This is a genomic window from Phyllobacterium sp. P5_D12 (assembly GCF_054049495.1).
Genome location: NZ_JBFUMG010000002.1, coordinates 1 through 24,530 on the forward strand (window position 1 = coordinate 1; position 24,530 = coordinate 24,530).

28 protein-coding genes and 1 pseudogene are annotated in these 24,530 nt (G+C 58.2%); 19 read left to right on the plus strand and 10 right to left on the minus strand.

Annotation, left to right across the window (positions count from 1 at the left end; translation table 11 throughout):
• From ACXJ5O_RS00255 to ACXJ5O_RS00265, 3 genes and pseudogenes are all read left to right on the plus strand, one after another.
• A pseudogene (locus ACXJ5O_RS00255) lies at positions 1-194 on the plus strand (dihydropyrimidine dehydrogenase); the annotation flags it as partial.
• Positions 195-205: 11 nt separating this feature from the next.
• The gene (preA, locus tag ACXJ5O_RS00260) at positions 206-1,516 is read left to right on the plus strand and encodes an NAD-dependent dihydropyrimidine dehydrogenase subunit PreA (protein WP_457298118.1); all 1,311 of its coding nucleotides are present in this window, start codon (positions 206-208) and stop codon (positions 1,514-1,516) included.
• A gap of 99 nt (positions 1,517-1,615) precedes the next feature.
• Positions 1,616-1,909: a Dabb family protein gene (locus tag ACXJ5O_RS00265; protein WP_457298119.1), complete on the plus strand. Its 294-nt coding sequence runs from the start codon at positions 1,616-1,618 to the stop codon at positions 1,907-1,909.
• Here the strand turns inward: ACXJ5O_RS00265 and cueR are convergent.
• From cueR to ACXJ5O_RS00285, 4 genes are all read right to left on the minus strand, one after another.
• On the minus strand, positions 1,902-2,300 hold the full coding sequence (gene cueR, locus ACXJ5O_RS00270) for a Cu(I)-responsive transcriptional regulator (RefSeq protein ID WP_457298120.1): 399 nt from the start codon (positions 2,298-2,300) through the stop codon (positions 1,902-1,904). The genes ACXJ5O_RS00265 and cueR overlap by 8 nt on opposite strands.
• Before the next feature lie 6 nt (positions 2,301-2,306).
• Positions 2,307-4,808 (minus strand): heavy metal translocating P-type ATPase, encoded by a 2,502-nt coding sequence (locus ACXJ5O_RS00275; protein WP_457298121.1) that lies wholly within the window; start codon positions 4,806-4,808, stop codon positions 2,307-2,309.
• 259 nt (positions 4,809-5,067) lie between these two features.
• Positions 5,068-5,967, minus strand: coding sequence for a methylated-DNA--[protein]-cysteine S-methyltransferase (locus tag ACXJ5O_RS00280; protein ID WP_457298122.1), 900 nt, complete (start codon positions 5,965-5,967; stop codon positions 5,068-5,070).
• A gap of 77 nt (positions 5,968-6,044) precedes the next feature.
• On the minus strand, positions 6,045-6,539 hold the full coding sequence (locus tag ACXJ5O_RS00285) for a DUF2244 domain-containing protein (RefSeq protein ID WP_271898899.1): 495 nt from the start codon (positions 6,537-6,539) through the stop codon (positions 6,045-6,047).
• Between the two features lie 34 nt (positions 6,540-6,573).
• Here ACXJ5O_RS00285 and nth point away from each other — a divergent pair, with 34 nt between their 5' ends.
• Entirely contained in the window at positions 6,574-7,332 is a 759-nt protein-coding gene (gene nth, locus ACXJ5O_RS00290; RefSeq protein WP_457298123.1) for an endonuclease III, read from the plus strand.
• Here nth and ACXJ5O_RS00295 read toward each other — a convergent pair.
• Positions 7,325-8,044, minus strand: coding sequence for a sulfate transporter family protein (locus ACXJ5O_RS00295; RefSeq protein WP_457298124.1), 720 nt, complete (start codon positions 8,042-8,044; stop codon positions 7,325-7,327). The genes nth and ACXJ5O_RS00295 overlap by 8 nt on opposite strands.
• 163 nt (positions 8,045-8,207) lie before the next feature.
• Between ACXJ5O_RS00295 and ACXJ5O_RS00300 the strand changes: the two genes are divergently transcribed.
• Positions 8,208-9,200 carry an adenosine kinase gene (locus tag ACXJ5O_RS00300; RefSeq protein WP_457298125.1) on the plus strand — a complete coding sequence of 331 codons (993 nt, stop codon included), beginning with the start codon at positions 8,208-8,210 and terminating at the stop codon, positions 9,198-9,200.
• Here ACXJ5O_RS00300 and ACXJ5O_RS00305 read toward each other — a convergent pair.
• The 3 genes from ACXJ5O_RS00305 to hrcA form a co-directional block, all read right to left on the minus strand.
• Positions 9,192-9,845, minus strand: coding sequence for a trimeric intracellular cation channel family protein (locus ACXJ5O_RS00305; RefSeq protein WP_457298126.1), 654 nt, complete (start codon positions 9,843-9,845; stop codon positions 9,192-9,194). The genes ACXJ5O_RS00300 and ACXJ5O_RS00305 overlap by 9 nt on opposite strands.
• 123 nt (positions 9,846-9,968) lie before the next feature.
• Positions 9,969-10,682, minus strand: coding sequence for a nucleotide exchange factor GrpE (gene grpE, locus ACXJ5O_RS00310; protein WP_457298127.1), 714 nt, complete (start codon positions 10,680-10,682; stop codon positions 9,969-9,971).
• Between the two features lie 74 nt (positions 10,683-10,756).
• Entirely contained in the window at positions 10,757-11,824 is a 1,068-nt protein-coding gene (gene hrcA, locus ACXJ5O_RS00315; protein ID WP_457298128.1) for a heat-inducible transcriptional repressor HrcA, read from the minus strand.
• Between the two features lie 135 nt (positions 11,825-11,959).
• Between hrcA and rph the strand changes: the two genes are divergently transcribed.
• The 7 genes from rph to ACXJ5O_RS00350 are packed head-to-tail and all read left to right on the plus strand — an operon-like array spanning position 11,960 to position 16,879.
• The gene (gene rph / locus ACXJ5O_RS00320; RefSeq protein ID WP_224511452.1) at positions 11,960-12,676 is read left to right on the plus strand and encodes a ribonuclease PH; all 717 of its coding nucleotides are present in this window, start codon (positions 11,960-11,962) and stop codon (positions 12,674-12,676) included.
• 10 nt (positions 12,677-12,686) lie between these two features.
• Complete coding sequence (locus ACXJ5O_RS00325; RefSeq protein ID WP_457298129.1) at positions 12,687-13,094, plus strand: VOC family protein; 408 nt, start codon at positions 12,687-12,689, stop codon at positions 13,092-13,094.
• Positions 13,091-13,738, plus strand: a complete 648-nt coding sequence (rdgB, locus tag ACXJ5O_RS00330) for an RdgB/HAM1 family non-canonical purine NTP pyrophosphatase (protein WP_457298130.1) — start codon at positions 13,091-13,093, stop codon at positions 13,736-13,738. The genes ACXJ5O_RS00325 and rdgB overlap by 4 nt, the downstream gene beginning before the upstream one ends.
• A complete protein-coding gene (gene hemW / locus ACXJ5O_RS00335) occupies positions 13,735-14,898 on the plus strand; it encodes a radical SAM family heme chaperone HemW (protein WP_457298131.1) in 1,164 nt (387 codons plus the stop codon). Before rdgB ends, hemW begins: the two co-directional genes overlap by 4 nt.
• Positions 14,899-14,907: 9 nt before the next feature.
• On the plus strand, positions 14,908-15,807 hold the full coding sequence (gene rsmI, locus ACXJ5O_RS00340; protein WP_457298132.1) for a 16S rRNA (cytidine(1402)-2'-O)-methyltransferase: 900 nt from the start codon (positions 14,908-14,910) through the stop codon (positions 15,805-15,807).
• Positions 15,804-16,169, plus strand: coding sequence for a YraN family protein (locus tag ACXJ5O_RS00345; protein WP_457298133.1), 366 nt, complete (start codon positions 15,804-15,806; stop codon positions 16,167-16,169). Before rsmI ends, ACXJ5O_RS00345 begins: the two co-directional genes overlap by 4 nt.
• An 11-nt stretch (positions 16,170-16,180) precedes the next feature.
• Complete coding sequence (locus ACXJ5O_RS00350; RefSeq protein ID WP_457298134.1) at positions 16,181-16,879, plus strand: methyltransferase family protein; 699 nt, start codon at positions 16,181-16,183, stop codon at positions 16,877-16,879.
• Between the two features lie 50 nt (positions 16,880-16,929).
• Here the strand turns inward: ACXJ5O_RS00350 and ACXJ5O_RS00355 are convergent, their stop codons facing one another.
• The gene (locus ACXJ5O_RS00355) at positions 16,930-17,325 is read right to left on the minus strand and encodes a VOC family protein (RefSeq protein WP_457298135.1); all 396 of its coding nucleotides are present in this window, start codon (positions 17,323-17,325) and stop codon (positions 16,930-16,932) included.
• A gap of 346 nt (positions 17,326-17,671) precedes the next feature.
• On the opposite strand from ACXJ5O_RS00355, the gene cysG reads away from it, so the two are divergent.
• Genes cysG through ACXJ5O_RS00390 form a run of 7 tightly spaced genes read left to right on the plus strand, consistent with a single transcriptional unit; the run spans position 17,672 to position 23,848 of the window.
• Positions 17,672-19,123, plus strand: a complete 1,452-nt coding sequence (gene cysG / locus ACXJ5O_RS00360; RefSeq protein WP_457298136.1) for a siroheme synthase CysG — start codon at positions 17,672-17,674, stop codon at positions 19,121-19,123.
• 18 nt (positions 19,124-19,141) lie between these two features.
• A complete protein-coding gene (locus tag ACXJ5O_RS00365; RefSeq protein WP_112529739.1) occupies positions 19,142-19,450 on the plus strand; it encodes a DUF2849 domain-containing protein in 309 nt (102 codons plus the stop codon).
• Between the two features lie 23 nt (positions 19,451-19,473).
• The gene (locus ACXJ5O_RS00370) at positions 19,474-21,144 is read left to right on the plus strand and encodes a nitrite/sulfite reductase (RefSeq protein WP_457298137.1); all 1,671 of its coding nucleotides are present in this window, start codon (positions 19,474-19,476) and stop codon (positions 21,142-21,144) included.
• Positions 21,134-21,889, plus strand: coding sequence for a phosphoadenylyl-sulfate reductase (locus tag ACXJ5O_RS00375; protein ID WP_224511499.1), 756 nt, complete (start codon positions 21,134-21,136; stop codon positions 21,887-21,889). Before ACXJ5O_RS00370 ends, ACXJ5O_RS00375 begins: the two co-directional genes overlap by 11 nt.
• On the plus strand, positions 21,886-22,419 hold the full coding sequence (locus ACXJ5O_RS00380; RefSeq protein ID WP_457298138.1) for a DUF934 domain-containing protein: 534 nt from the start codon (positions 21,886-21,888) through the stop codon (positions 22,417-22,419). The genes ACXJ5O_RS00375 and ACXJ5O_RS00380 overlap by 4 nt, the downstream gene beginning before the upstream one ends.
• Before the next feature lie 43 nt (positions 22,420-22,462).
• Entirely contained in the window at positions 22,463-23,488 is a 1,026-nt protein-coding gene (locus tag ACXJ5O_RS00385; RefSeq protein WP_457298139.1) for an NAD(P)/FAD-dependent oxidoreductase, read from the plus strand.
• A gap of 12 nt (positions 23,489-23,500) precedes the next feature.
• A complete protein-coding gene (locus ACXJ5O_RS00390; RefSeq protein WP_457298140.1) occupies positions 23,501-23,848 on the plus strand; it encodes a 2Fe-2S iron-sulfur cluster-binding protein in 348 nt (115 codons plus the stop codon).
• Here ACXJ5O_RS00390 and ACXJ5O_RS00395 read toward each other — a convergent pair.
• On the minus strand, positions 23,845-24,411 hold the full coding sequence (locus ACXJ5O_RS00395) for a L,D-transpeptidase (protein ID WP_224511507.1): 567 nt from the start codon (positions 24,409-24,411) through the stop codon (positions 23,845-23,847). The two genes, ACXJ5O_RS00390 and ACXJ5O_RS00395, sit on opposite strands and share 4 nt — an antisense overlap.
• Positions 24,412-24,530: the final 119 nt, after the last annotated feature.

Genomic DNA, 24,530 nt, shown 5'->3' on the forward strand with positions numbered 1-24,530 from the left:
GTGTTGCGGACGGCGAGGATCTGACCGTCGCGGCCGTGCAGGACGGCAAGATAGCAGCCGAATCCATTCACCGTACGCTGATGCAACAGCCGGAAAAGGTCAGTGGCTTTGTCGAAGCCATCATGGCTGATAATTCAGACGGCGCGTCAGTTCCGGAACAGCAACCCAATCACCCAAGTCATTTAGTCAGCTAAAGGAAACCGCCATGGCTGATCTTTCAACGAATTTCCTCGGCATTAAATGCCCGAACCCTTTCTGGCTGGCCTCTGCTCCGCCTACGGACAAGGCTTATAATGTCGAGCGCGCCTTCAAGGCCGGCTGGGGCGGCGTTGTCTGGAAAACCCTGGGCGAGGAAGGCCCGCCTGTCGTCAATGTCAACGGACCCCGCTATGGCGCTATTCACGGTCCGGACCGGCGCCTGCTCGGCTTCAACAATATCGAACTCATCACAGACCGCCCGCTCGAAGTGAACCTGCGGGAAATGACCGAGGTGAAGAAGAAATGGCCGGATCGCGCTCTGATCGCCTCGATCATGGTGCCCTGCGAGGAGGAAGCCTGGAAGGCCATCCTGCCGCTGGTGGAAGCTACTGGCTCGGATGGTATCGAGTTGAATTTCGGCTGCCCGCATGGCATGTCCGAGCGCGGCATGGGCGCCGCCGTCGGCCAGGTGCCGGAATATATCGAAATGGTGGTGCGCTGGTGCAAGCAATATACCCGCATGCCGGTCATCACCAAGCTGACGCCGAACATCACGGACATCCGCAAACCTGCGCGCGCCGCCAAATCCGGCGGTACCGATGCCGTATCGCTCATCAACACCATCAACTCGATTGTTTCAGTTGATCTCGATAACTTTGCCCCGAACCCGACGATCGACGGACGCGGCTCGCATGGCGGCTACTGCGGCCCGGCGGTCAAGCCGATCGCGCTGAACATGGTAGCGGAAATTGCCCGCGATCCTGAAACACGCGGTCTGCCGATTTCCGGCATCGGCGGTATCACCACCTGGCGCGATGCGGCGGAATTCATCGCACTCGGCTGCGGCAATGTACAGGTCTGCACTGCAGCCATGACCTATGGGTTCAAGGTAGTGCAGGAAATGATTTCCGGTCTTTCCGACTGGATGGATTCCCGCGGGTTCCGTACCATCGACGACTTCCAGGGCCTCGCCGTGCCGAATGTCACCGACTGGCAGTACCTCAACCTCAACTACATCACCAAGGCGCAAATCGATCAGGAACTTTGCATCAAATGCGGCCGCTGCCACATCGTCTGCGAGGACACATCGCATCAAGCGATCACATCGATGGTCGATGGCGCACGGCACTTCGAAGTCATCGACGAGGAATGCGTCGGCTGTAACCTCTGCGTCAGTGTTTGCCCCGTTGAAAACTGCATCACCATGGAACCGATGGTTTCAGGCGTAGATCCCCGTACCAAAATGCCGATCCAGCCGGATTACGCCAACTGGACCACGCATCCGAATAATCCGATGGCCAAGCTGGCCGCCGAGTGAGCGTCGGGTTCGATCAGGGCTGCAACAGCGCATCTATTGACTGACAGGGGCGGAGTATGAAAAGTCCGGCGCAGTGAAAATGCAGCAGGTAGCAACATCGTGATCCGCCATATTGTATTCTTCAGCGCCCGTGAAAAGAGAGACGTCGAGACAATCGTGAAGGGCCTCCGGCGCCTTGGTGAAATCCCTCACTCGACCGTTTTCGAAGTGATGCAGAATACCAAGACTGATCCGATTTCCGGCGAGATCGACGTCGTCGTCTATGGGGAGTTCGAGAACGCCGAGGCGCTGGCGGCCTACAAGGCGCATCCAATTTACAGCGAAACGACGGCTGTCGTGCGGCCGCTACGTGAACTGCGCATTTCTGCGGATGTGGTATCGACGCTCAGCTAGACCCAGCCGAGCCGGAAATGCTCTCGAGAATCGGACAATCGGGCCGCTGGTCACCATGGCAATGCGCAACCAGATGTTTCAGTGTGTGCTGCAATTCGCGCAGTTCGACAATCTTGCGCTCGATTTCCTGAAGCTTTGACTGCGCGATCGACTTGACGTCGGCGCTCGCACGGCTCTTATCCTCATAGAGCGCCAGCAACTGGCGGCACTCTTCAACCGAAAATCCCAGTCCGCGCGAGCGCTGCAAGAAGCGCAGCTTGTGCACATCCGACATGGAATAGTCGCGATAGCCATTGTCCGCCCGATCCGGCTTCAGGAGGCCGATATCCTCGTAGTAGCGGATCGTTTTGGCGGGCAGGCCGGATTTATCAGAAGCGTTACCGATATTCACGGGACCTCACAATTTTATTGTCCGTAGCCGCAGCGCGTTCGCGATGACCGACACGGATGAAAGGCTCATGGCTGCTGCAGCCAGCATGGGTGAGAGCAACAGACCGAACACCGGATACAGCACACCTGCTGCGACCGGCACACCGAGCACATTGTAGACGAAGGCGAAGAACAGGTTCTGCTTAATATTGTGGATCGTGGCGGCAGCAAGATGGCGGGCGCGAACGATGCCGTTGAGATCACCTCCTACCAGCGTTATCCCGGCACTCTGCATTGCAACATCCGCTCCCGTACCCATGGCGATACCGACATCGGCCGCGGCAAGTGCAGGCGCATCATTGACGCCGTCGCCGGCCATCGCGACCTTGGCGCCTTTGGCATGCAGCGCATCGACGAGCTGTTTCTTGCCCTCCGGCAGCATATCGGCCCGGACCTCGTCGATCCCGAGCGCGCGCGCAACTGCCTGCGCCGTCACGGCGTTATCGCCGGTCGCCATGATGACCTTTAGCCCCGCCTCATGCAGCAAGCGAATTGCCTCCACGGCCGTCGCCTTGACCGGATCGGCAACCGCAACGATCCCGGCCGCCCTGTCATCGACTGCGATGAAAAGCGCGCTCTTGCCCTGCGCGCGCAATTGGTCGGCTTGCTCGACCAATTGTGAAATGTCGGCACCGATGTCCTGCATCATGGCCTTGTTGCCAAGCGTCACGCTTCTGGCGTTGACCGTTCCGGATACGCCCTTGCCTGTCGCTGCTTCGAAATTGATTGCAGCAGCAAGCGTGAGATTGCGCGACTTTGCCCCCTCGACAATCGCTTCGGCGAGGGGGTGCTCGGAACCTTTCTCGAGGCTTGCTGCAAGAGCCAGCAATTCGTCTTCAGTGAAACCCGGTTCTGCAACGATATCAGTAAGCTTTGGCTTACCTTCTGTCAGTGTTCCGGTCTTGTCGACGATCAGCGTATCGACGGCAGCGAACCGTTCGAGAGCTTCCGCGTCCTTGATCAGCACGCCCGCGTGCGCCCCGCGCCCGGTGGCGGTCATGATCGACATCGGTGTCGCCAGACCAAGCGCACAGGGGCAGGCGATAATCAGCACGGAAACAGCGGCAACCAGGCCATAGATCATGCTCGGCTCGGGTCCGACGACTGACCAGATGATGAACGCGACGATAGCAACCAGCACCACTGCCGGAACAAACCAGGCCGCGACGCGGTCGGCCAAGCCCTGGATCGGTGCGCGCGACCTTTGGGCCGAGGCGACCATGCCGACGATCTGCGATAGAACCGTATCAGCGCCGACCTTTTCCGCCTTGATCATCAAAGTGCCGTTACGATTGAGCGTGCCGCCGGTCACGGTATTATGTTCGATCTTTTCGACCGGTAGCGGTTCTCCCGTCAGCATGGATTCGTCGATGGAGGAGTGTCCTTCGAGCACGATGCCGTCCACCGGCACGCTTTCCCCGGGGCGCACGCGCAACCTGTCGCCGGCAAGTATCTCATCCAGCGGCACATCCGTTTCTGTTCCGTCTTTGGCAACACGCCGGGCCGTCTTGGGTGCGAGATCCAGAAGTGCGCGAATGGCGGAACCGGTACGTTCACGCGCTCGCAGTTCGAGTATCTGGCCGAGGAAGACAAGCGTTACGATCACCGCCGCCGCTTCGAAATAAACTGGCACCGAGCCACCATGCATACGGAAGGAGTGCGGGAAAATATCCGGCAGGAACGTGGCGACGACGCTAAAAGCGTAGGCTGTGCCGACGCCGATGGCGATCAACGTCCACATGTTGGGGCTGCGATTGATGAAAGAGGCCCAGGCGCGCTCAAAGAAGGGAATCGCCGCCCAGATAACGACGGGCGTTGCCAGCGCGAATTCCAGCCATGTAGCCAAACTCTCGCCAATCCAGCCACGCAGCGGCAAACCGAGCATCGGACCCATAGTAATCAGAAGCAGGGGAATCGAACACACAGCGCTGATCCAGAAGCGGCGGGTAAAATCCACCAGCTCAGGATTCGGCCCTTCATCGCCGGTCGGGATGCCCGCAGGTTCCAGCGCCATGCCGCAGATCGGGCACGAACCCGGACCATCCCTGACGATTTCTGGATGCATGGGGCAGGTATATAGCGTCCCGCCGGGCATCGGTTTGGGTGCTGGCCGGTCGCCGAGATAATCCTGTGGCGCGTTCTGGAACTTGGCGAGGCAGCCCGCCGAGCAGAAATAGTATTTTTCACCTTCGTGGCGCAGGAAATGTTTCGCGCTCGCCCGGTCTACTTTCATGCCACAGACAGGATCGATCGCTTCGAGATAGTCTTCCGGCTTTGTTATGAACTTGCTCTGGCAGCCTGCGGAGCAGAAATGAAACAGCCGCCCGCCATGTTCGGCTGTCGGTCTGTTCGCCTCCGGGTCTACAATCATCCCGCATACCGGATCGCGCACAATCACGGATTCTGCGGGTTGTGCCCCGTTGCAGCAGGAATGCTCGTGGCTGTGGTGGGGGTGATGGTCATGTTTCATGATGCGAACTTTCGGTTATCAACCAGATAGTGCATCAAAGATAATCTTTCCAGTAACTGGAAGGTCAAGGGGGTTCTTGGAGATGGGTGGGAGTGACGAAAAAGTCGACCGAGTGCGCCGACACTAACCCTCCCCCTTGTGGGGAGGGAGGCTGCGAAGCAGCAGGGAGGGATCTTTCAGACAAAAAAGATTCTCGAAAGACCCCTCCCGGACCTGCGGTCCTGCCCTCCCCACAAGGGGGAGGGTCGGGAAACTGAGCTTAACCCGCCTGCGCTTGGTCTGCCTCGCCGGTCAGCTGACCTGCTTCCCAACCAAGGATGGCGCGTTTACGGGTCAAGCCCCAATGATAGCCCGTCAGCGCCCCGGACTTGCCCACTGCCCGATGGCAAGGGACGACAAAACTGACCGGATTGGCGCCGACAGCGGCACCTACGGCGCGCGAAGCCTTGGGAGAACCGATATCGGCGGCGATATCCGAATAGGCGACGCATTTGCCCATCGGGATCTTCAGCAGTGCTTCCCAGACACGCAGCTGGAAATCCGTGCCGATCGTGACGACCTTGAGCGGCCTGTCGGCGCGCCATTCTGCCGGGTTGAAGATGCGCGCCGCATAGGGAGCGGTTGCTGCAAGATCTTCGACATAGTTGGCATTCGGCCAACGCGATGTCATGTCGGCCAAGGCCTCGCGTTCCTTGCCCGGATCGGCGAAGGCCAGACCCGCCAGCCCGCGATCCGTCACCATCACCAGCGCTAGGCCGAACGGCGAAATCAGAAAGCCGTAGCGGATTGTCAGCCCTGCACCGCGGGTCTTGTAATCGCCCGGTGACATGCCTTCATGCGTGACAAACAGATCATGCAGCCGGCTTGGACCCGAAAGGCCCGTTTCGTAGGCGGTTTCGAGCAAGGGCATCCCCTCGTCCAGCAGACGACGGGCGTGATCGATGGTCACTGCCTGCAGGAAGCCTTTGGGAGAAAGGCCCGCCCAGCGGGTAAACAGCTTCTGCAGCGCGGTTGGCGACAGCCCGGTATCGCGGGCCAGCGTCTCAAGTGATGGCTGGTCACGGTAGTCCTTGCTGATACGTTCGATGATATGGCTGACGATCGCATAATCGTCGCCGGTCGGGGTGATGTCTTTCTGAAGTATGGCATGTGGTTTCATGAGTTTTTACCTCTCTATTGAGGCTATATGACCACTCTGGGGCTCTTGTCGCCACCCGATTCTTGCAGGGCGTGGATTTACCGTCGCTTGGCTGTCGCAAGTGCCATCTGGAATGCGGAAGCGAAGCTTTCCCGGTCATCGGGATTGAGAAACGAGCCGATCGCCACAGCCTTGCCCTGTCCTTCGACCAGCATCGATGTGATGCCGATTTCCGCATGGCGGGCGACGCTGAACCGCGTCCAGAAGGGATTGAATTCATGCAGTTTGGCCCGGCCTGACGGGGCAACCTGGCGGATTTGCAAGGCGATGCGCGAAACGCTCACCTCTTCATGGGCCTTTGCCGAGATATAATTCATCCGGAACGCGATATAGACCAGCAGAACATCGAGGCCGAAGAACCCAAAAACCGGCCAGGCACCAAGCGACAGAAAAAACAGGCCGGTGAAGAAGCTGCTCACACCCATCGTTGCCATCAGAATGAGAAACCCGGTTTGACCCAGCGAACGATGCGGCACCAAAAGCGCACGAAAAATTTCTTCCTCGTTTTGGCCCGCAGCGTCAAATGGGTTCATTGTTTGGCTCATGGGCTTTAAGTATAGATGCACCATGGAAAATCCCAAGCGCAAAATCGATGAAGACTATGTGAGGCCTGCCAAATCGGCCAAGGCGCGCAACGTTCCTGGCACGCGCTATACGGCTGCGGAAATCCATGAAATCTTCTGGCGTTTTTCGATCCAGCGCCCCGAACCCCGGGGCGAGCTTGAGCACATCAATCCCTTCACTCTGCTCGTCGCCGTAGTGYTTTCAGCACAGGCGACCGACGCCGGTGTGAACAAGGCGACGCGAGCCCTGTTCAAGGTTGCGGACACGCCGGAAAAGATGCTGGCTCTCGGCGAAGCAAGGGTCGGCGACTATATCCGTACCATCGGGCTCTGGCGCAACAAGGCGAAGAATGTCATCGCTTTGTCCGAGGCGCTCATCAACCAATATGGCAGCGTGGTTCCGGATGACCGCGACGAGCTGATCAAATTGCCAGGCGTTGGCCGCAAGACCGCTAATGTCGTCCTCAATATGGCCTTCGGCCAATCGACCATGGCTGTGGACACCCACATCTTCCGTATTGGCAACCGGCTTGGCCTTGCACCCGGCAAGACACCGGAGGAGGTAGAAGCGCGGCTGATGAAGGTTATTCCTTCCGAATATCTCTACCATGCGCACCATTGGCTGATCCTGCATGGCCGCTATATTTGCAAGGCTCGCAAGCCGGAATGCCCTTCCTGCGTTATCGCGGATATCTGCAAGGCGGCCGAAAGGACCTCGGAAATACCGGCGCCGCTGGTGCCGCTGCCGCCACAAATTATCTGATCACAGTGGCTGGCGGCTCGGATTGCGCGACCGCCTTGTGCAAATGCACCATCATCGCCGCAGCAAAGAGCGGGGTCAAAAGATTGAGGATCGGGATCGCCATGAAGGCGGCGATAACCAGCCCTCCCAAAAACACTGTCGTTGCATGTTTTGAACGCAGCGCCTTGGCTTCCATTTCCGGGCGAAAGCGCATTGCGGCAAATTCGAAGAACTCCCGGCCGAGCAGGTAGCCATTAACGACGAAGAAGGAGATGATGTTGACCCCGGGGATCAGCAGCATCAGCAAAGCAGCAATGTTGCCGAGGATAACGACGCCAAGGAATTTCACGGACAGGATCAGTGATCGGACAGCGGGCAATGGCCGTCCTTTTGGATCAAGTGGATAGTTCTCTTTTTCCACCACCTCCGCCACATCATCGAGGAAGAGCCCGGCAACGATTGCCGTGACGGGTGCGATGAGCAGTGCAAGTCCAAGCGCAAGACCGATACTGGCGAAAAGGCCGGCAATGAAGCCGAGCCATCCAGCCCAGGACGGCAGTTCCGGCAGCATCTGGTCGAAAAAAGGCCAGGCCAACGCCTCGAACAGTTCCCGCAGACCGAACCATATGCCGATGAGCAGCAAAACAGTCAGTCCGATCGATTTCCACAGGACAGCACGAAACTCCGGGCGAAATAGATGATTGGCCGCAGCGCGGGCGCTTTCAACGATCATTTAGGGCCGCTTTCCAAGGTTTCCGGGTTGCGGACATAGGGGCAGTTCACAGTCAAGACAAGGCAACACGCCAAAGAAGGGGTAGTCAACCGGCTGCCGACGCGCTAGGACAGGCGCCAAATAACCGCCAACAGGTACCGAACAGTTCAATCCCGGAGTTTTCATGTCCAACTTTGACGTGCTTTGCATCGGCAATGCCATTKTCGATATCATCGCCCGCACCGATGATGACTTCATCATCAAGAATGGCATCATCAAGAACGCCATGAACCTGATCGATGCCGATCGCGCGGAGTTCCTCTACGAGCGCATGGGTCCCGCGATCGAAGCCTCCGGTGGAAGTGCCGGCAACACTGCGGCAGGTGTCGCCAGTCTCGGCGGGCGTGCAGCCTATTTCGGCAAAGTAGCAGACGACCAGCTCGGCCATGTCTTCATCCACGATATCCGCTCCCAGGGCGTAGCTTTCGATACACGCGTATTGAACGCGCCTCCGCCTACCGCGCGTTCGATGATCTTCGTCACGCCCGATGGCGAGCGCTCCATGAACACCTATCTCGGCGCCTGCGTCGAGCTTGGGCCGGAAGATGTTGAAAGCTCCAAGGTATCGGAGGCTAAGGTCACCTATTTCGAGGGCTATCTCTGGGATCCGCCCCGGGCCAAGGAAGCAATCCGCCTGTCGGCGAAGATCGCGCATGAACACGGGCGCGAAGTGTCGATGACGCTGTCAGACCCTTTCTGCGTCGATCGCTATCGCGAGGAGTTCCTTGAACTGATGCGCTCCGGCACGGTGGACATCGTCTTTGCCAACGAAGCGGAATTGAAGTCGCTGTATCAGACCGATGATTTCGAAACGGGCCTTGAACTCATCCGCAAGGATTGCAAGCTTGCGGCCGTCACCCGCTCTGAAAAGGGCTCCGTCGTGGTCTCGAAGGATGAGACTGTCGCAGTTCCAGCTATCGAGATTTCCGAACTGGTCGATACGACCGGCGCTGGCGATCTTTATGCCGCCGGCTTCCTGTTTGGCTATACGAACGGCCGATCCCTGACGGATTGCGCGAAGCTTGGTTCGTTGACCGCCGGTCTGGTCATTCAGCAGATCGGTCCGCGGCCGCAGCAGAACCTGAAAGCGGCTGCCGAGCAAGCCGGACTACTTTGATTTGATATAGCCCTCGCGCTTCAGCTCTTCCGATGTGCGACCGGGCTTGTGATACGTCGGCAGCGCCCAGCCGAAATAGAGCGCACCGCCGCGTACGACAAACGCGGCGAGCGCTGCGACGAGCGCTGAAATCTCCGGCCCGACGGCGAGGCTGTGCAGCACTATGTATGTGACCGACCCGGCGAGGGCGGCGGTCACATAGATCTCGCGCCGCATCAGCACGGACGGTTCTCCGGATATGATATCGCGCAGAATTCCACCAAACGTCGCCGTCATGATTCCGGTAACAATCGCAATCGTTGAATCGAAGCCTAGCGCCAGGCTTTTGGCCGCGCCGATTACACTGTAAGCGGCAAGACCGAGCGCATCGAGCCAAAGCAGAACGCGGTAACGCGATTCGAGCAGATTGGCAGAAAAGTAGACGAGAATGGCTGCCGCAGAGCAGACCATAAGATTTCCGGGATCCTTGACCCAGAACACCGGTACACCAAGGATCAAGTCGCGCAGTGTGCCACCGCCGATCCCGGTGACGGCGGCGAGAAAGACGAAGGCGATAATGTCGAGCTGGCGGCGCGACGCTGCCAAAGCCCCGGTTGCAGCAAAGACGAATACTCCGGCGTAGTTGAAAAGCTGGATCATGGTCATCGGCAGTTCCCCCACGCCGTTATTCTAGGTTCACGGCTTGGTTACGATAGTGCATGGCAGTAAAATGAAAAGAGCCACATTCCGCTTGGAAATGTGGCTCCCAAAGCTGATCTGACGATCGGATCAGGCGTCTTTTTCTGCCTGCGGATTGATCGGGCCAGGCTCAGGCTGACCTTCGGCAGCCGCCTGTTTAGGACCGCCTTTTGATACGCCGACAAGCGCCGGACGCAGCATGCGGTCACCGATGACGAAACCGCTCTGCGCAACCTGCAGTACCGTGTTGTGCGGCACGTCGGCATTTGGAATTTCGAACATCGCCTGATGGAAATTGGGATCGAATTTCTGGCCCAAGGGATCGAGTTTCTTGACGCCATGGCGTTCCATTGCCGACATCAGCGAACGCTCCGTGATCTCGACGCCTTCAGCGAGGGTCTTGAATCCTGCATCGCCACTTGCCAGCACATCGGCAGGAATGGCCTCCAATGCACGCTTCAGATTGTCGGAAACGGAGAGCATGTCGCGGGCGAAATTGGCGACCGAATAGGCACGCGCATCGTGGACATCGCGCGCAGTACGCTTGCGCAGGTTTTCCATGTCGGCGGCAAGCCGCAACAGCTGGTCCTTCAGGTCGCCGTTTTCGGCACGCAATTTGTCAAGCTCGGCCCAGTTATTGGCATTTGCCTCAATCTCGTCGTCCTGAGCGAGGGCATATTCTTCAGCCTTGCGTGATTTGAGAAAATCATCGGCAGCGCGCTTCAGCGCATCGCGATCGCGCGGATTCTTCAGGTCGCGCTGGTCGAGATCGGGAGTGTCGTGATTTTTCTTGTCTTCAGCCATGTATCCTGTCCATTCAATATTCATAAGTTGCGCTGGATATCGAGGTTTAGGCCATAAAAATCAAGTCCAAATGACTACCAAAGCAGCCGCGAGACGAGCTGGGCGGTATAATCTACCATAGGTACGATACGCGCGTAATTCAGCCTTGTCGGGCCAATGACACCGAGTGCTCCAATGATCCGCTGTTCGGAATCGCGATAGGGCGCAATCACCAAAGAGGATCCAGAAAGCGAAAACAGCTTGTTCTCCGAGCCTATGAAGATGCGCACGCCTGGTCCGGCTTCCGCCAGATCAAGCAGTTGCAGCGTGCCCTCCTTGGTCTCGAGATCATCGAAGAGGTGCCGCAAACGATCAAGATCCGCTTCGGCGCTCACCGATTCAAGCAGGTTACCTCGCCCGCGCACGATCAGCCGTGCCGGCTGGCCGCCGCCATCGCCGCCCCATATCGCGAGACCCTGTTCGACCAGATGTTGCGAGAGGGCGTCGAGCGCCTGCTGGGTTTCTTCCTTCAGCCGGGCGATTTCCTGCCGCGCCTCGGTGATAGTGCGGCCTTGAATATGTGCATTGAGGAAATTCGAGGCTTCGATCAATTGCGACGGCGTCACGCCAACCGGCAGATCGATGACGCGGTTTTCGACATCGCCGCTTTGCGTGACCAGCACGGCGAGAGCCCTTGTCGGTTCTAGCCTGACGAATTCGATATGCTTGAGCGCACCTTCCGCCTTGGCCGCGAGCACCAGCCCTGCCCCGCGCGACATGCCGGAAAGGATCTGGCTCGCCTGCGTCAGCACGTTTTCGGCCGATTGCGTTTCACCCGCCCTGACCTGCGCCTCGATGGAATTGCGTTCGGACTTGGAAAGGTCGCCAACTTCCATGAAGGCATCGACGAAGAAGCGCAGGCCGATCTGGGTCGGCAAGCGGCCGGCGGATATATGCGGCGCATAGACGAGCCCGAGATGCTCGAGATCGCTCATCACATTGCGGATCGTCGCCGGAGACAATGAAACAGGCAGGATGCGCGACAGATTGCGTGAACCCACCGGCTCACCATCGCCGAGGTAACTCTCGACGATGCGCCGGAAAATATCGCGCGATCGCTGATCGAGCGATTGCAATGTGTCCGGAACAACAGTCCTGTTCATCGTGCCTCAGCTTTTGCTTATCAGACCTTGATATAAGCGTTCTCTGCGCAATCATCAAAGCCTTTGATCAAAGCCTTTGCTTCATCACCCCATCACGGTTAAAAGGCCGGGAACACATCAACAAGAGGTCTACCCATGCGTCACTCCAAGCGAGCCCCCGACGAAATGCGCGCCATTTCCTTTGAGCGCGGCGTTTCCAAACATGCCGAGGGCTCGTGCCTGGTCAAGTTCGGCGACACGCACGTCTTGTGTACTGCCAGCCTTGAGGAAAAAGTGCCGGGCTGGATGCGCAACACCGGCAAAGGCTGGGTGACTGCAGAATACGGCATGCTGCCACGCTCGACCGGCGATCGCATGCGCCGCGAAGCTTCCTCCGGTAAGCAAGGCGGCCGTACCCTGGAAATTCAGCGTCTGATCGCCCGCTCTCTGCGCGCGGTCGTCGACCTGCAAGCGCTCGGCGAAGTCCAGATCACCGTGGATTGCGATGTCATCCAGGCTGACGGCGGCACCCGCACCGCAGCGATTACCGGCGGTTGGGTTGCGTTGCACGAATGCCTGCGCTGGATGGAAACGCGCCAGATGCTCAAGGTGGAAAAGGTGCTGAAGGATCATGTCGCGGCCATTTCCTGCGGCATTTCCAATGGCACGCCTGTGATCGATCTCGATTATCTCGAGGACTCGACCGCGCAGACGGACGCCAATTTCGTCATGACCGGCAAGGGTGGCATCGTCGAGGTTCAGGGAACCGCCGAAGGCGAACCCTTCTCCGAAGAGGAATTGCTGTCGCTGATGGGCCTTGCCCGCAACGGCATCACCCGCTTGGTCTCCTTGCAGAAAATGGCCGTCAGCTAGGGTCAGGACCATGCAGCCCTCGGGAATATTGGAAACAGCGCTTTATGTGACCGATGTCGAGACGGCTGCACGATTCTACGGCGATGTGCTCGGCTTGGAATGCATCCTGCGTGCGGGCGAAGAATCCGTGTTCTTCCGCTGCGGGCCGGGCATGCTGATCCTGTTCGACGCGGAAAAACTGAAAGAACGCCCGAAAGGTGGTTTGCCGATACCCTCCCACGGCGCTACGGGTCCCGGTCATGTCTGCTTTCGGGCAACACGGGATGAAATTACCGAATGGAAATCCCATCTTGAAGCGCATGGTGTTGCCATCGAAAGTGAATTCGACTGGCCGAATGGCGCGCATTCGCTGTATTTCCGCGATCCGTCGGGTAACTCGATCGAATTTGCTGAACCGAAATTATGGAATTTGAAATGAAGACACTCGAAAAAGGCAAGCTGCTTGTCGCCAGCCATAATCAAGGCAAGATCGATGAAATGATCGACCTGCTCGGTCCGTTCGGCTTTGAAGTCGTATCGGCGAAGGATTTGGGGCTGCCCGAACCGGATGAAACCGGCACGACCTTTGAGGAAAATGCCTATATCAAAGCTTTCGCCGCTGCCAAGGCCACCGGTCTTGTCGCGCTTTCCGATGATTCGGGCCTTTGCGTCGACGCACTAGAGGGCAAACCGGGTGTCTATACGGCCAATTGGGCGGAATTGCCCGATGGCAAGCGTGATTTTGCCCATGGCATGCAAAAGGTTGAAGCGGAACTGCAGCAAGCGGGCGCTAACGCGCCTGAAAATCGCAGCGGCCGTTTCGTTTCGGTCATCTGCCTTGCATGGCCGGATGGCGAAGCCAATTATTATCGTGGCGAGGTGGAAGGCGAACTTGTCTGGCCGCCGCGCGGAACGGCCGGTTTCGGCTTCGATCCAGTGTTTAAGCCGGAGGGCCACGACGTGACGTTCGGCGAAATGACGGCCGAACAGAAACATGGCTGGAAGCCTGGCGACAAGGACGCGCTGTCGCATCGCGCCCGCGCCTTCCAGCATTTTGCCAAAGATTGTCTGGACTTGGGATGAACAAGTCCGACAAAGGCGAGTCCGGATTCGGCGTCTATGTCCATTGGCCGTTCTGCATGGCCAAATGCCCCTACTGCGACTTCAATTCGCATGTCAGGCATCAAGCTGTTGATCAACCGCGCTTTGCCGCAGCCTTCGCACGCGAAATGGCGACAATGCGGACCCGCACCGGCGAGCGCACTGTTTCCAGCATTTTCCTCGGCGGTGGCACACCCTCGCTGATGCAGCCGGAAACCGTGGCATCCGTTCTCAACGAGATTTCACGCAATTGGCATGTGCCGGATGATATCGAGATCACGCTCGAAGCCAACCCGACCAGCGTCGAGGCGGAACATTTTCGTGGTTATCGCGCCGCCGGTGTGAACCGCGTTTCGCTTGGCGTTCAGGCCCTCAACGATCCTGATTTGCGCCGCCTCGGCCGGATGCACAATGTCGAGGAGGCGCTAGCCGCGATCAAACTGGCGCGGGAGATCTTTCCCCGGCTCTCGTTCGACCTGATCTATGCGCGGCCCGACCAGACGATTGCCGCATGGCGCGACGAGCTGGCAAAGGCCATCTCCTATGCCGCGGACCATCTGTCGCTCTATCAATTGACTATTGAAGAGGGCACGCCGTTCTATAACCTTTGGAAAGCCGGCAAACTGGTGACGCCCGATGGTGATCATGCAGCAATGCTTTATCAGGAGACGCAAGAGGTCACGGCACGGCATGGCCTGCCCGCCTACGAGATTTCGAATCATGCCGCGCCGGGCGCTGAGTCGCAGCACAATCTCGTCTATTGGCGCTACGGCGAATATGTCGGCGTCGGCCCGGGAGCACACGGCCGCTTCATCGAGAACGGCACGCGAGCCGTGACGATCACGGAGCGTCATCCGGAAACCTGGGTGCAAAAGGTAGAAACCGCCGGTCATGGGGTCGTCGAAGAAGAGTTTCTGACGCATGAGCAGGAAGGCGATGAATTCCTGCTCATGGGATTGCGGCTTGTCGAGGGGATCGACCTTTCCCGTTACGAGCGCCTGACCGGACACGGCGTCAAGGAGAGCCGCGTGATTTCCTTGGCGGAACAGGGTCTTATCGAATATATCGGCAACAGCCGCATCCGCACGACACCCGAAGGTGCAATCGTGCTCAATGCGGTCATCGCTGATCTCGCAGCTTAGGGAAGAGACTTGTCTGAAGGGGAAGCAAAGGAGCGGGACTATCAGATCGGCAGCGCGTCGTTCCGCGCCCGGCCGCTGGAACCGGCGCTTTATATCGTGGCGACACCGATCGGCAATCTCGGCGACATGACCATTCGCGGGATCGAAACCTTGGCCGCTGCGGATATCATCGCCTGCGAGGACACGCGCGTCAGCCGCGTTTTGCTTGATAGATATGGTATTTCGCGGCGTCCCTATGCCTATCACGAACACAATGCGGACATGGCGGGACCCAAGCTGATCGAAGCGCTGCTGGCGGGTAAAAGTGTGGCGTTGATTTCCGATGCGGGCACGCCGCTGATCTCTGATCCAGGCGGACGTCTGGTGCCGGAAGCCAAGGCAGCAGGTATTCGCGTCGTACCGATCCCGGGCGCATCGTCGGTTCTCGCCGCGCTCACGGCGTCCGGCCTGTTCAAGGATGCGTTTTATTTTGCCGGCTTTCTTTCATCCAAACAAGGCCAGCGGCGCGCCAAGCTTGAACAATTGAAATCGCTCGATGCTGCATTGGTGTTCTTTGAATCACCCAATCGTGCAGCAACGACCCTGACAGATATGGTCGAAGTGTTCGGCCCCGAACGGCGGGCTTCGCTTTGCCGTGAGCTGACCAAGACCTATGAGACAATCGTCACCCTGCCACTCAGGGAGCTGGCAGCGGAATTCGACGGCGAAGATCGGATAAGGGGAGAGGTCGTGCTGGTCATCGCTCCTCCTCCGGAAGATGAACACGTGCCCCGAACCGATGATGACATCGACGCGCTGTTGCGTGCACTCAGCCTTGAAATGTCTCCCGCCAAGGCGGCCGGCGAGGCCTCGCGCATGACCGGACGACCCAAAGGCGAGCTGTATCAACGGCTCCTGGCGATGAAATGACAGAGCCTGGCAAGCGCCACAGGGCCTACCGCCGCGGTCATTCCGCTGAACGCCTTGCTGCCCTTGCCCTGATGCTGAAAGGTTATCGCATCATCGGCCGCCGCTATCGCACGAAACTCGGAGAGATCGACCTGATCGCGCGGCGTAAGGACGTCGTGCTTATCGTCGAGGTCAAGGCTCGAACAACACTTGAGCAGGCGATGGATTCGGTGAACGTTGTGACAATGCGCCGTATCGAAGCCGCCGCCGATCTGTGGCTCGCGCGCCAGCCAGACCATTCCCGTCTCTCCCTTCGTTTCGATCTTGTTGCTATCCTGCCATGGCGCTGGCCTGTGCACGTGCCCGCGGTGTTTACAGCCTGAGGAGCAATAGCGTGACGACGCAAGAACTTGATCTCGAAAAGCTGCGCAAAACGGCAATCGTGGGATGCATCAAGGCCTTGGTGGTACTAGTGCTCCTGGTGCATGTTCCCGCATGGACATTCCGCTTCTGGCAGGGTTGGCTTTATCTGGTTGTCTTCACGCTTTGCATGTTCTGGCTGACATTCTATTTTCTCAAGCACGATCCGGCGCTCGTTGCCAGCCGGCAGAAAGCCGGTGCGGGCGCCGAACGTGAAACTACGCAGAAATGGATTCAGGGCGCGGCCAGCGTGATCGGTCTCCTGATGTACATCGTACCGGGAATAGAGCGGCACTTCACTGGACTGCCCTTGCCGGTTTGGCTCGTCGTCTTGGCTAACATCCTTGTTGTCGTCGGATTCTGGATCATGTTTCTGGCCTTACGCGAGAATGGACACGCGTCGAGTATCATCGAGGTGAAATCCGGCCAGAACGTTATCTCCAGCGGCCCTTACGCTTTGGTGCGTCATCCCATGTACTCGGGCGCAGTGATATTTTTCCTGGCAACGCCTCTGGCGCTCGGCTCGCTATGGGCGCTTCCCGTTGCGATGCTCTTGAGCATCGTCATTGCCATACGGTTGCTGGATGAGGAGCGCTATCTGAAAGCAAATCTGTCGGGATATGACGCCTATTGTCGAAAGGTAAAGTTGCACCTCATCCCCGGTATCTGGTAAAATGCAACTGGCCGCCCTCGCATGAGGACGGCCAGTTGCTGTAGAGTTTTCTACTGTGCGGACATGTCCATGTACACGACTTCCCAGACATGACCGTCGATGTCCTGGAAGCTGCATCCATACATGAAACCGAGATCCTGAATTGGCTTCCACGTCTTGCCGCCTGCGCTAAGCGCCTTGGCCAGCATGTCGTCCACTTCCGCACGGCTCCCGGCAGAAAGCGCGATCAGTACCTCCTGCGCCTTCGTGGCATCGCTGATATCGTTGTTGATGAAATCCCGAAACCGATCCTCCTCCATAAGCATCGCAAAGATGTTTTCCTCGATCACCATGCAGGCGGTCTTGTCGTCAGAAAAATCGGGATTGAAACTGAATCCCAAAGCGGCAAAAAAGGCCCGTGTAGCCTCAATGTTTTTGACTGGCAGGTTCACGAAAATCATGCGCATGGAAAATTATCTCCTCTTCGTTCAATGGCGTTCCTATAAAGGACGAACCGGAGTTCCGCGATCCGACATTCGTAGCAAAAAAAAAATTACTTGCATTTGCTCGCTAACACGATAAATCTAGTCGTGTATCGATGCCTCGCGGATACGGACGATCAAGCATGTCGTGCTTTGCCTTCAGGAGGCGATGGCCGGGCGTGTGTCCCTTTGAGGGCATAGAATGCGAATCCGCTTGTTCCGGCATTTTCAGAAATTCCATGCTCACCCGCGACAATTGGCGCACTTCTGTTCCTTATAAAACGAAGGCGGATCAGGGATAATCCTCGGAACCATCGGGATACCCCTGTTTATGTCCATGCGTTCCAGCCAGCTTTCGGTCTTTCCTGCCTTCTTCCGCGTGCGGAATGAGGTGCTTGTTGTGATTGGTAATGGCGAGGAAGCCTTAAACAAGGCGCGGCTTTTAGGCCAGACCAACGCTACCGTTCGGGTAATCGCAGCGGAGCCTGAGCCTGAACTTGCCGCTTTCCTGCGTGACGGCAGCTACGAACACGTCGCAGAAAAATTTGCTCCCAAGCAACTGACCGGCGCAAAGCTGGTCTTCGTCGCCACTGGCGATGAAGACCAGGATGCGGAGATCGCTGATGAAGCGCGCCGCCAGCACATTCCAGTCAACGTCGTTGACCGCCCCGACCTTTGCGATTTCTACACGCCCGCCATCGTCAATCGMGCGCCGCTAGCCATTGCCATCGGTTCGGAAGGCACCGGCCCCGTGTTGACGCAGATGATCCGCGCCCGCATCGATGCCGCCTTCTCGCCGCGCCTCGGCGATCTTGCGCGTCTTGCCAATGCCTATCGCCCTGTGGTGGAGAAGCTGGTCAAAAAAGGTCTGCCGCGCCGCCTGTTCTGGCGCTCGTTCTTTTCGGGCGATGTCGCCGGCAAGATTTACAACAATGACTTGACTGGCGCCCACCAGGCAGCAGCAGGTCTCCTCGATGACCAGGTGGCCCCGAAGGGCTACGTCTGGCTTGTCGGTGCGGGACCCGGCGCCGAAGATCTTCTGACACTGCGCGCACACCGCGTCCTCATGGAGGCCGACGTCATCGTCTATGATGCGCTGGTGCCCGAAGCTGTGGTTGCCATGGGCCGCCGCGATGCAACCCGGCTCTCCGTGGGCAAGCGCAAGGGCTGCCACACCAAGAGCCAGAGCGAGATCAATGATCTGCTCGTCGCACTTGGACGTGAAGGCAAGCGTGTCGTTCGCCTGAAGTCAGGTGATCCTTTGGTTTACGGCCGTGCAGGTGAAGAAATGGCCGCCTTGCGCGACGCCGGCATTGCCTTCGAAATCGTACCCGGCATTACCTCCGCCTTTGCCGCTGCAGCGGATATGCAGCTGCCTCTGACCCTGCGTGGTGTCGCATCCTCCCTCGTCTTCACCACGGGTCACGACATGGCGGGCGAAGTGCTGCCCGACTGGGCGCGCCTCGCTATTTCCGGCGCAACCATCGCCGTCTATATGGGCCGTAGCGTTGCTGCTTCTGTCGCCGGGCGGCTGATGCAGGCGGGACTGCACGCGGATACCGGCGTTGCCGTCATCGAGAATGCGGGGCGCGTAGACCGGCGCATGTTCCATGGCACGCTCAATGATTTGCCGGCGCTGGAACAGCGCGACGATCTCGACGGCCCGGTCATGGTCATTATTGGCGACGCAGTAGCGGGCGCCGCCATCGACAAGGCCGAACCTCTTTCCGCCAATGCAAGGAATTCCGTGGAGCAGCACCACCTTGAACCCAATGCTGTATAACTGCGAAGGATGAAGATCATGAGCGTTAAAGTGTTGACTGCAAACCGCCTGACCGATGGCGAAGTTGTATGGCTCGGCGCCAATGGCGAGTGGCTGGAACATATCGATGGAGCGTTGATCGCGCGTCACGCGGAAGCGGTTAATGCGCTCGAGGAAGCTGGCAAGTCCGCGATCAAGTCCAACCTTGTCATCGACGTGAATGTCATCGACGTCGAAGAACGCGGTACAGATCTTTATCCAGTCCGTCTGCGCGAGCGCATCCGCCAGCTCGGACCCACCATTCGTCTTGACCTCGGCAAACAGGCTGAAAAGCCCAAAGCTGCCTGACCTGAAAATCGAAAGACCGCTGTATGTATCGTTATGATGAGTTTGATCACGCGTTCGTCTCTGCTCGCGTTGAACAGTTCAAGGATCAGGTGGAGCGCCGTCTTTCCGGCGAACTGACTGAAGAGCAGTTCCGGCCTCTGCGGCTGATGAATGGCGTCTATTTGCAGCTGCACGCCTATATGCTGCGTGTCGCGGTGCCTTACGGCACGCTGTCCAGCCGCCAGATGCACAAGCTCGCTCATATCGCCCGCCGCTATGATCGCGGCTATGGTCACTTCACCACGCGCCAGAACATCCAGTACAACTGGCCTGCGCTCAAGGATATTCCTGCAGTTCTCGACGAACTCGCATCGGTGGAAATGCATGCGCTGCAGACCTCGGGCAATTGCATTCGTAACGTGACCGCCGATCATTTTGCCGGTGCCGCCGCGGATGAAGTCGGGGATCCACGCCCTTATGCCGAGATCCTTCGGCAGTGGTCGTCGATGCACCCGGAATTCTCCTATCTGCCGCGGAAGTTCAAGATCGCCGTGACCGGCGCTGACCGCGATCGCGCTGCTATCCAGGTTCATGACATCGGCCTGCATCTGAAGAAGAACGAAGCCGGTGAACTCGGCTTTGCTGTCTATGTCGGCGGTGGCCAGGGCCGCACCCCGATGGTCGCCAAGAAAATCCGCGATTTCCTGCCCGTCGAGGATTTGCTGACCTACACGACAGCCATCGTGCGCGTTTACAATCTCAATGGACGCAGGGATAACAAGTACAAGGCGCGCATCAAGATCCTCGTGCATGAGACCGGGACCGAAGAAATCACCCGCCAGATCGAGGCCGAATGGCAGGCGATCAAGGAGACCGATCTCAAACTGCCGCAGCAGGACGTCGATGCCATCGATACCTACTTCGCGCCGCCAAATCTGGTCCAGCGCCCCGAAGGCTGGTCCGGGCTCGCGGCCGCACGCAAGGCCGATCATGCATTCTCCGCCTGGGTCGACCAGAACGTTACGCCACACAAGAATCCCGACTACGGCGTCGTGACGATTTCGTTGAAGCCGATCGGCGGTATTCCGGGCGATGCCACCGATGCGCAAATGGATCTGGTTGCCGATATCGCCGAGAAATTCTCCTATGACGAAATCCGCGTTAGCCATGAGCAGAACCTCGTTCTGCCGCATGTGGCGATCGCTGATCTGCGCATCGTTTACGATCTGCTTTTGACGGATGGTCTGGCAACGGCCAATGCCGGCTTGATCACCGATATTATCTCCTGCCCCGGTCTCGACTATTGTGCTCTGGCAACAGCGCGTTCGATCCCCGTTGCGCAGCGCATTTCCGAACGCTTCGGCAATCCGGAGCGTCAGGCAGATATCGGCGAACTCAAGCTCAAGATTTCCGGGTGCATCAACGCCTGCGGCCACCACCATGTCGGCCACATCGGCATTCTCGGTGTCGAGAAGAAGGGTGAAGAGCTCTATCAGATTTCGCTCGGGGGTTCAGGCGACGAGATTTGCACGATCGGCGACATTACCGGCCGCGGCTTTTCCTCTGAGGAGATCGTCGATGCGATCGAGACGATCGTCGATCGTTATCTCGAAATCAGAACCGACAAGGAAGAGACCTTCCTTGCCACCTACCGGCGCGTGGGCGCGGCACCGTTCAAGGATGCGCTCTATAGCGAGGTCGCAAATGCTGCTTGAAATCAATGATCAGACCGTGGCGGATGAGGCGCGCGCGCTTCAGGCCCGCTACGGCAATCTCGAGCCGATGGATGTCATCGAGCTCGCCATCGATCACCTCTTCAACGAGGAAATCGCCGTCGTTTCCTCTTTCGGTGCCGACAGCGCAGTGATGCTGCACATGATCGCGCAGATCGATCGCGCGACGCCAGTGCTTTTCCTTGAGACCGGCAAGCATTTTCCGGCAACGCTGCGCTATCGGGACCAGCTGATCACCGAGCTGGGCATGACAGACGTGCATGATATCCATCCGTTGAAGCAGAGCCTCAAGGATGAGGACCCGTTCGGCGCACTGTCGATGACCAACAAGGATCGCTGCTGCTATATCCGCAAGGTCGAGCCAATGGCCCGTGCCGTCGCGCCCTACCGCGCATGGATGACCGGCCGCAAGCAATTCCAGGCATCCACGCGTACGGCACTGCCCGTGTTTGAGTCTGTGGGCGCGCGCGTCCGCATCAACCCGCTTGCGCACTGGACCTCTGCCGATCTCAAGGCGTATATGGCCGCGCATGATTTGCCGCCGCATCCCCTGGTCGCCGAAGGCTACCGCTCGATCGGCTGCATGCCCTGCACCTTGCCGGTCAAGGATGGCGAAGACGATCGCGCTGGCCGCTGGGCTGGCTCCGACAAGACCGAGTGCGGCATCCACCTGACCGGACTTACCGACGAACTGAGCAACATCTCGCTGACGGATTCGAGTTTATGAGTGACATTGAACAACCTGCGGGTGAGCTTTGGGGCCGCGAAGGGTTCCGTGAAGATCCCTACGTTACAGCCGAAACGCTGGAGGAAGCCGGTGATGCACCTGCTGTGATCCTGCCGCTGGGCGCGTGGCTCGGTCTCACCGAAGAAACCCGCAACGCCTCCAATCGTAAGATCGGCGTTCTCGTCGMGCCGGGTGAAAGCATTGAGCCGCTATTGCCAATATTGGATTCAATCCCGGTGATTGCGCTGCAGTTTCCGGCATTCAACGATGGGCGGTCCTATTCGAAGGCCGAAYTGATCAAGAACCAGCATCATTTCAAGGGTGAGTTACGCGCCGTTGGGGATGTTTTAATCGATCAGGTCGCCTATATGCTGCGCACCGGCTTCGACACGATGAAGGTCAACCACGCGGTGACACTGAACCGTCTTGCTGGCCATAATCTTCACGATGTTCCCGGTTACTACCAGCCGGGACGAGGCTCGCACACAGTGTCCGGCACCTATAGCTGGCGCCGCGTTCCCGGGGCGTGAAACTCCACAAAGAACTCGAATTCGTTATCCAGAAGGCACTTTTATGTCCGAATTGATTGAAACAGATGTGGTTATTGTCGGCGCCGGCCCGGTCGGCCTCTTTGCCGTGTTCGAGCTTGGTTTGCTCGATCTGCGCGCCCATGTGATCGATATTCTCGATCGTCCGGGCGGCCAGTGCGCCGAGCTTTATCCGGAAAAGCCGATCTACGATATTCCCGGTTTGCCTGAAGTCACAGGTCAGGACCTCACCACCAATCTCTTGAAGCAGATCGCGCCCTTCGATCCGCAGTTCCATTTCTCGACCATGGTCACCGCGCTCGAGAAGCTTGAGGACGGACGTTTCCGCGTCGAGACCGATGCGGACGAGGTTTTCATCACCAAGGTCATCGTCATCGCGGCTGGTGGCGGTTCCTTCCAGCCCAAGCGCCCGCCCGTGCCGGAAATCGAGCTCTACGAGGGCGTCAGCGTTCACTACGCTGTGCGCAAAATCGAGGCTTTCCGCGGCCACGATGTGGTTATTGTCGGCGGCGGCGATAGCGCGCTCGACTGGACGCTTAATCTCGAACCGGTTGCCAAATCGGTTACCCTCGTGCATCGCCGGCCAGAATTCCGCGCCGCGCCTGACAGCGTCAACAAGATGTGGGCGCTGGAGAAGGACGGGCGCGTCAAGTTCCGCATGGGGCAGGTCAGCGGTCTGGAAGGCGCGGACGGCCAATTGTCAAAGGTCATCCTCAAGGGCGCCGAAGGCGAAGAAATCCTCGACGCCGGTCGTCTTCTGCCATTCTTCGGCCTAACGATGAAGCTCGGTCCGATTGCCGATTGGGGCCTCAATCTCGACCAGAACCTGATTGCCGTCGATACGGAGAAATTCGAGACTTCCCAGGCAGGTATCTTCGCGATTGGCGACATCAACACCTATCCCGGCAAGTTGAAGCTGATCCTCTCTGGCTTCCATGAAGCCGCGCTGATGAGCCAGGCAGCCAAACGCATTGTTTCGCCAGGCGAACGGATCATCTTCCAGTACACAACGTCATCCACCTCCCTGCAGAAGAAACTGAAGGCGGCATAGGTAACAACCCTGATGAGCTCAGAGTCCCTCTATATCCACGTCACCGATCAGCACGGCAAGCGCCATACGCTGGAAGCCCTCGAAGGCTTCCGCGTCATGGAAGTCATTCGCGATTGGGGGCTCGACATCAAGGCGGAATGCGGCGGCGCCTGCGCCTGCGGGACATGCCATGTCTATGTCGATCAGAACTGGTCAGAAAAGCTCTTTGAACCGCTTGACGAGGAAGTCGACCAGCTCGACGTGACCTTTCACGTCGAGGACAATTCTCGTCTTTCCTGCCAGCTCATAATGACTGCAGAGCTCAATGGTCTCGAAATCACCCTGGCTCCCGACACCCAGCGGGAGAGCGTCGCAGCCTAGATTACAACGACGCGCGCGCCAACCGGCACCCGCGCATACAGGTCCATGACGTGTTCGTTGACCATGCGGATACAGCCATTCGATACGGCGCGTCCTATCGTCCACGGCTCGGTCGTTCCGTGGATGCGATAATGCGTGTCGCGCCCATTGCGATAAAGATAGAGCGCGCGGGCACCTAGCGGATTATGGGGACCGCCTGCGACACCACCGGCGTAGCGCGCATATTTTTCCGGTTGACGCCTGATCATACCGTTCGTCGGGATCCAGCGCGGCCATTTTGCCTTGCGGCCGACTTTCGCGACGCCATGGAAGACCCGGCCAGCGCGTCCGACCCCAACGCCATAACGCCGTGCGGTGAAGCTGTCTTCGATCAGGTAAAGGAACCGGCCACGAGGGTCGATTACCACTGTGCCCGGCGCATAGGATGAATCGTACGATACATATTGTGGGCTGAATACGGGATTGATGACGAAGATTTTCTTCTTCTTTGGCGCCGCCAGCGCAGCCTGCGGCGCCAGCGCCGCTGCAAGTATACCGGTAAGAACACCGCGCCGTGTCAGCATATCAAACCCCAAGTTCTCTGCTGTCCATCCTTCGGACACTACTCGCTCAAGGGGATTTTGTCCGAGAATTACTTATTGATGGTTTACGCGATTTCAACTTTCCGTGAATAAACAACAGG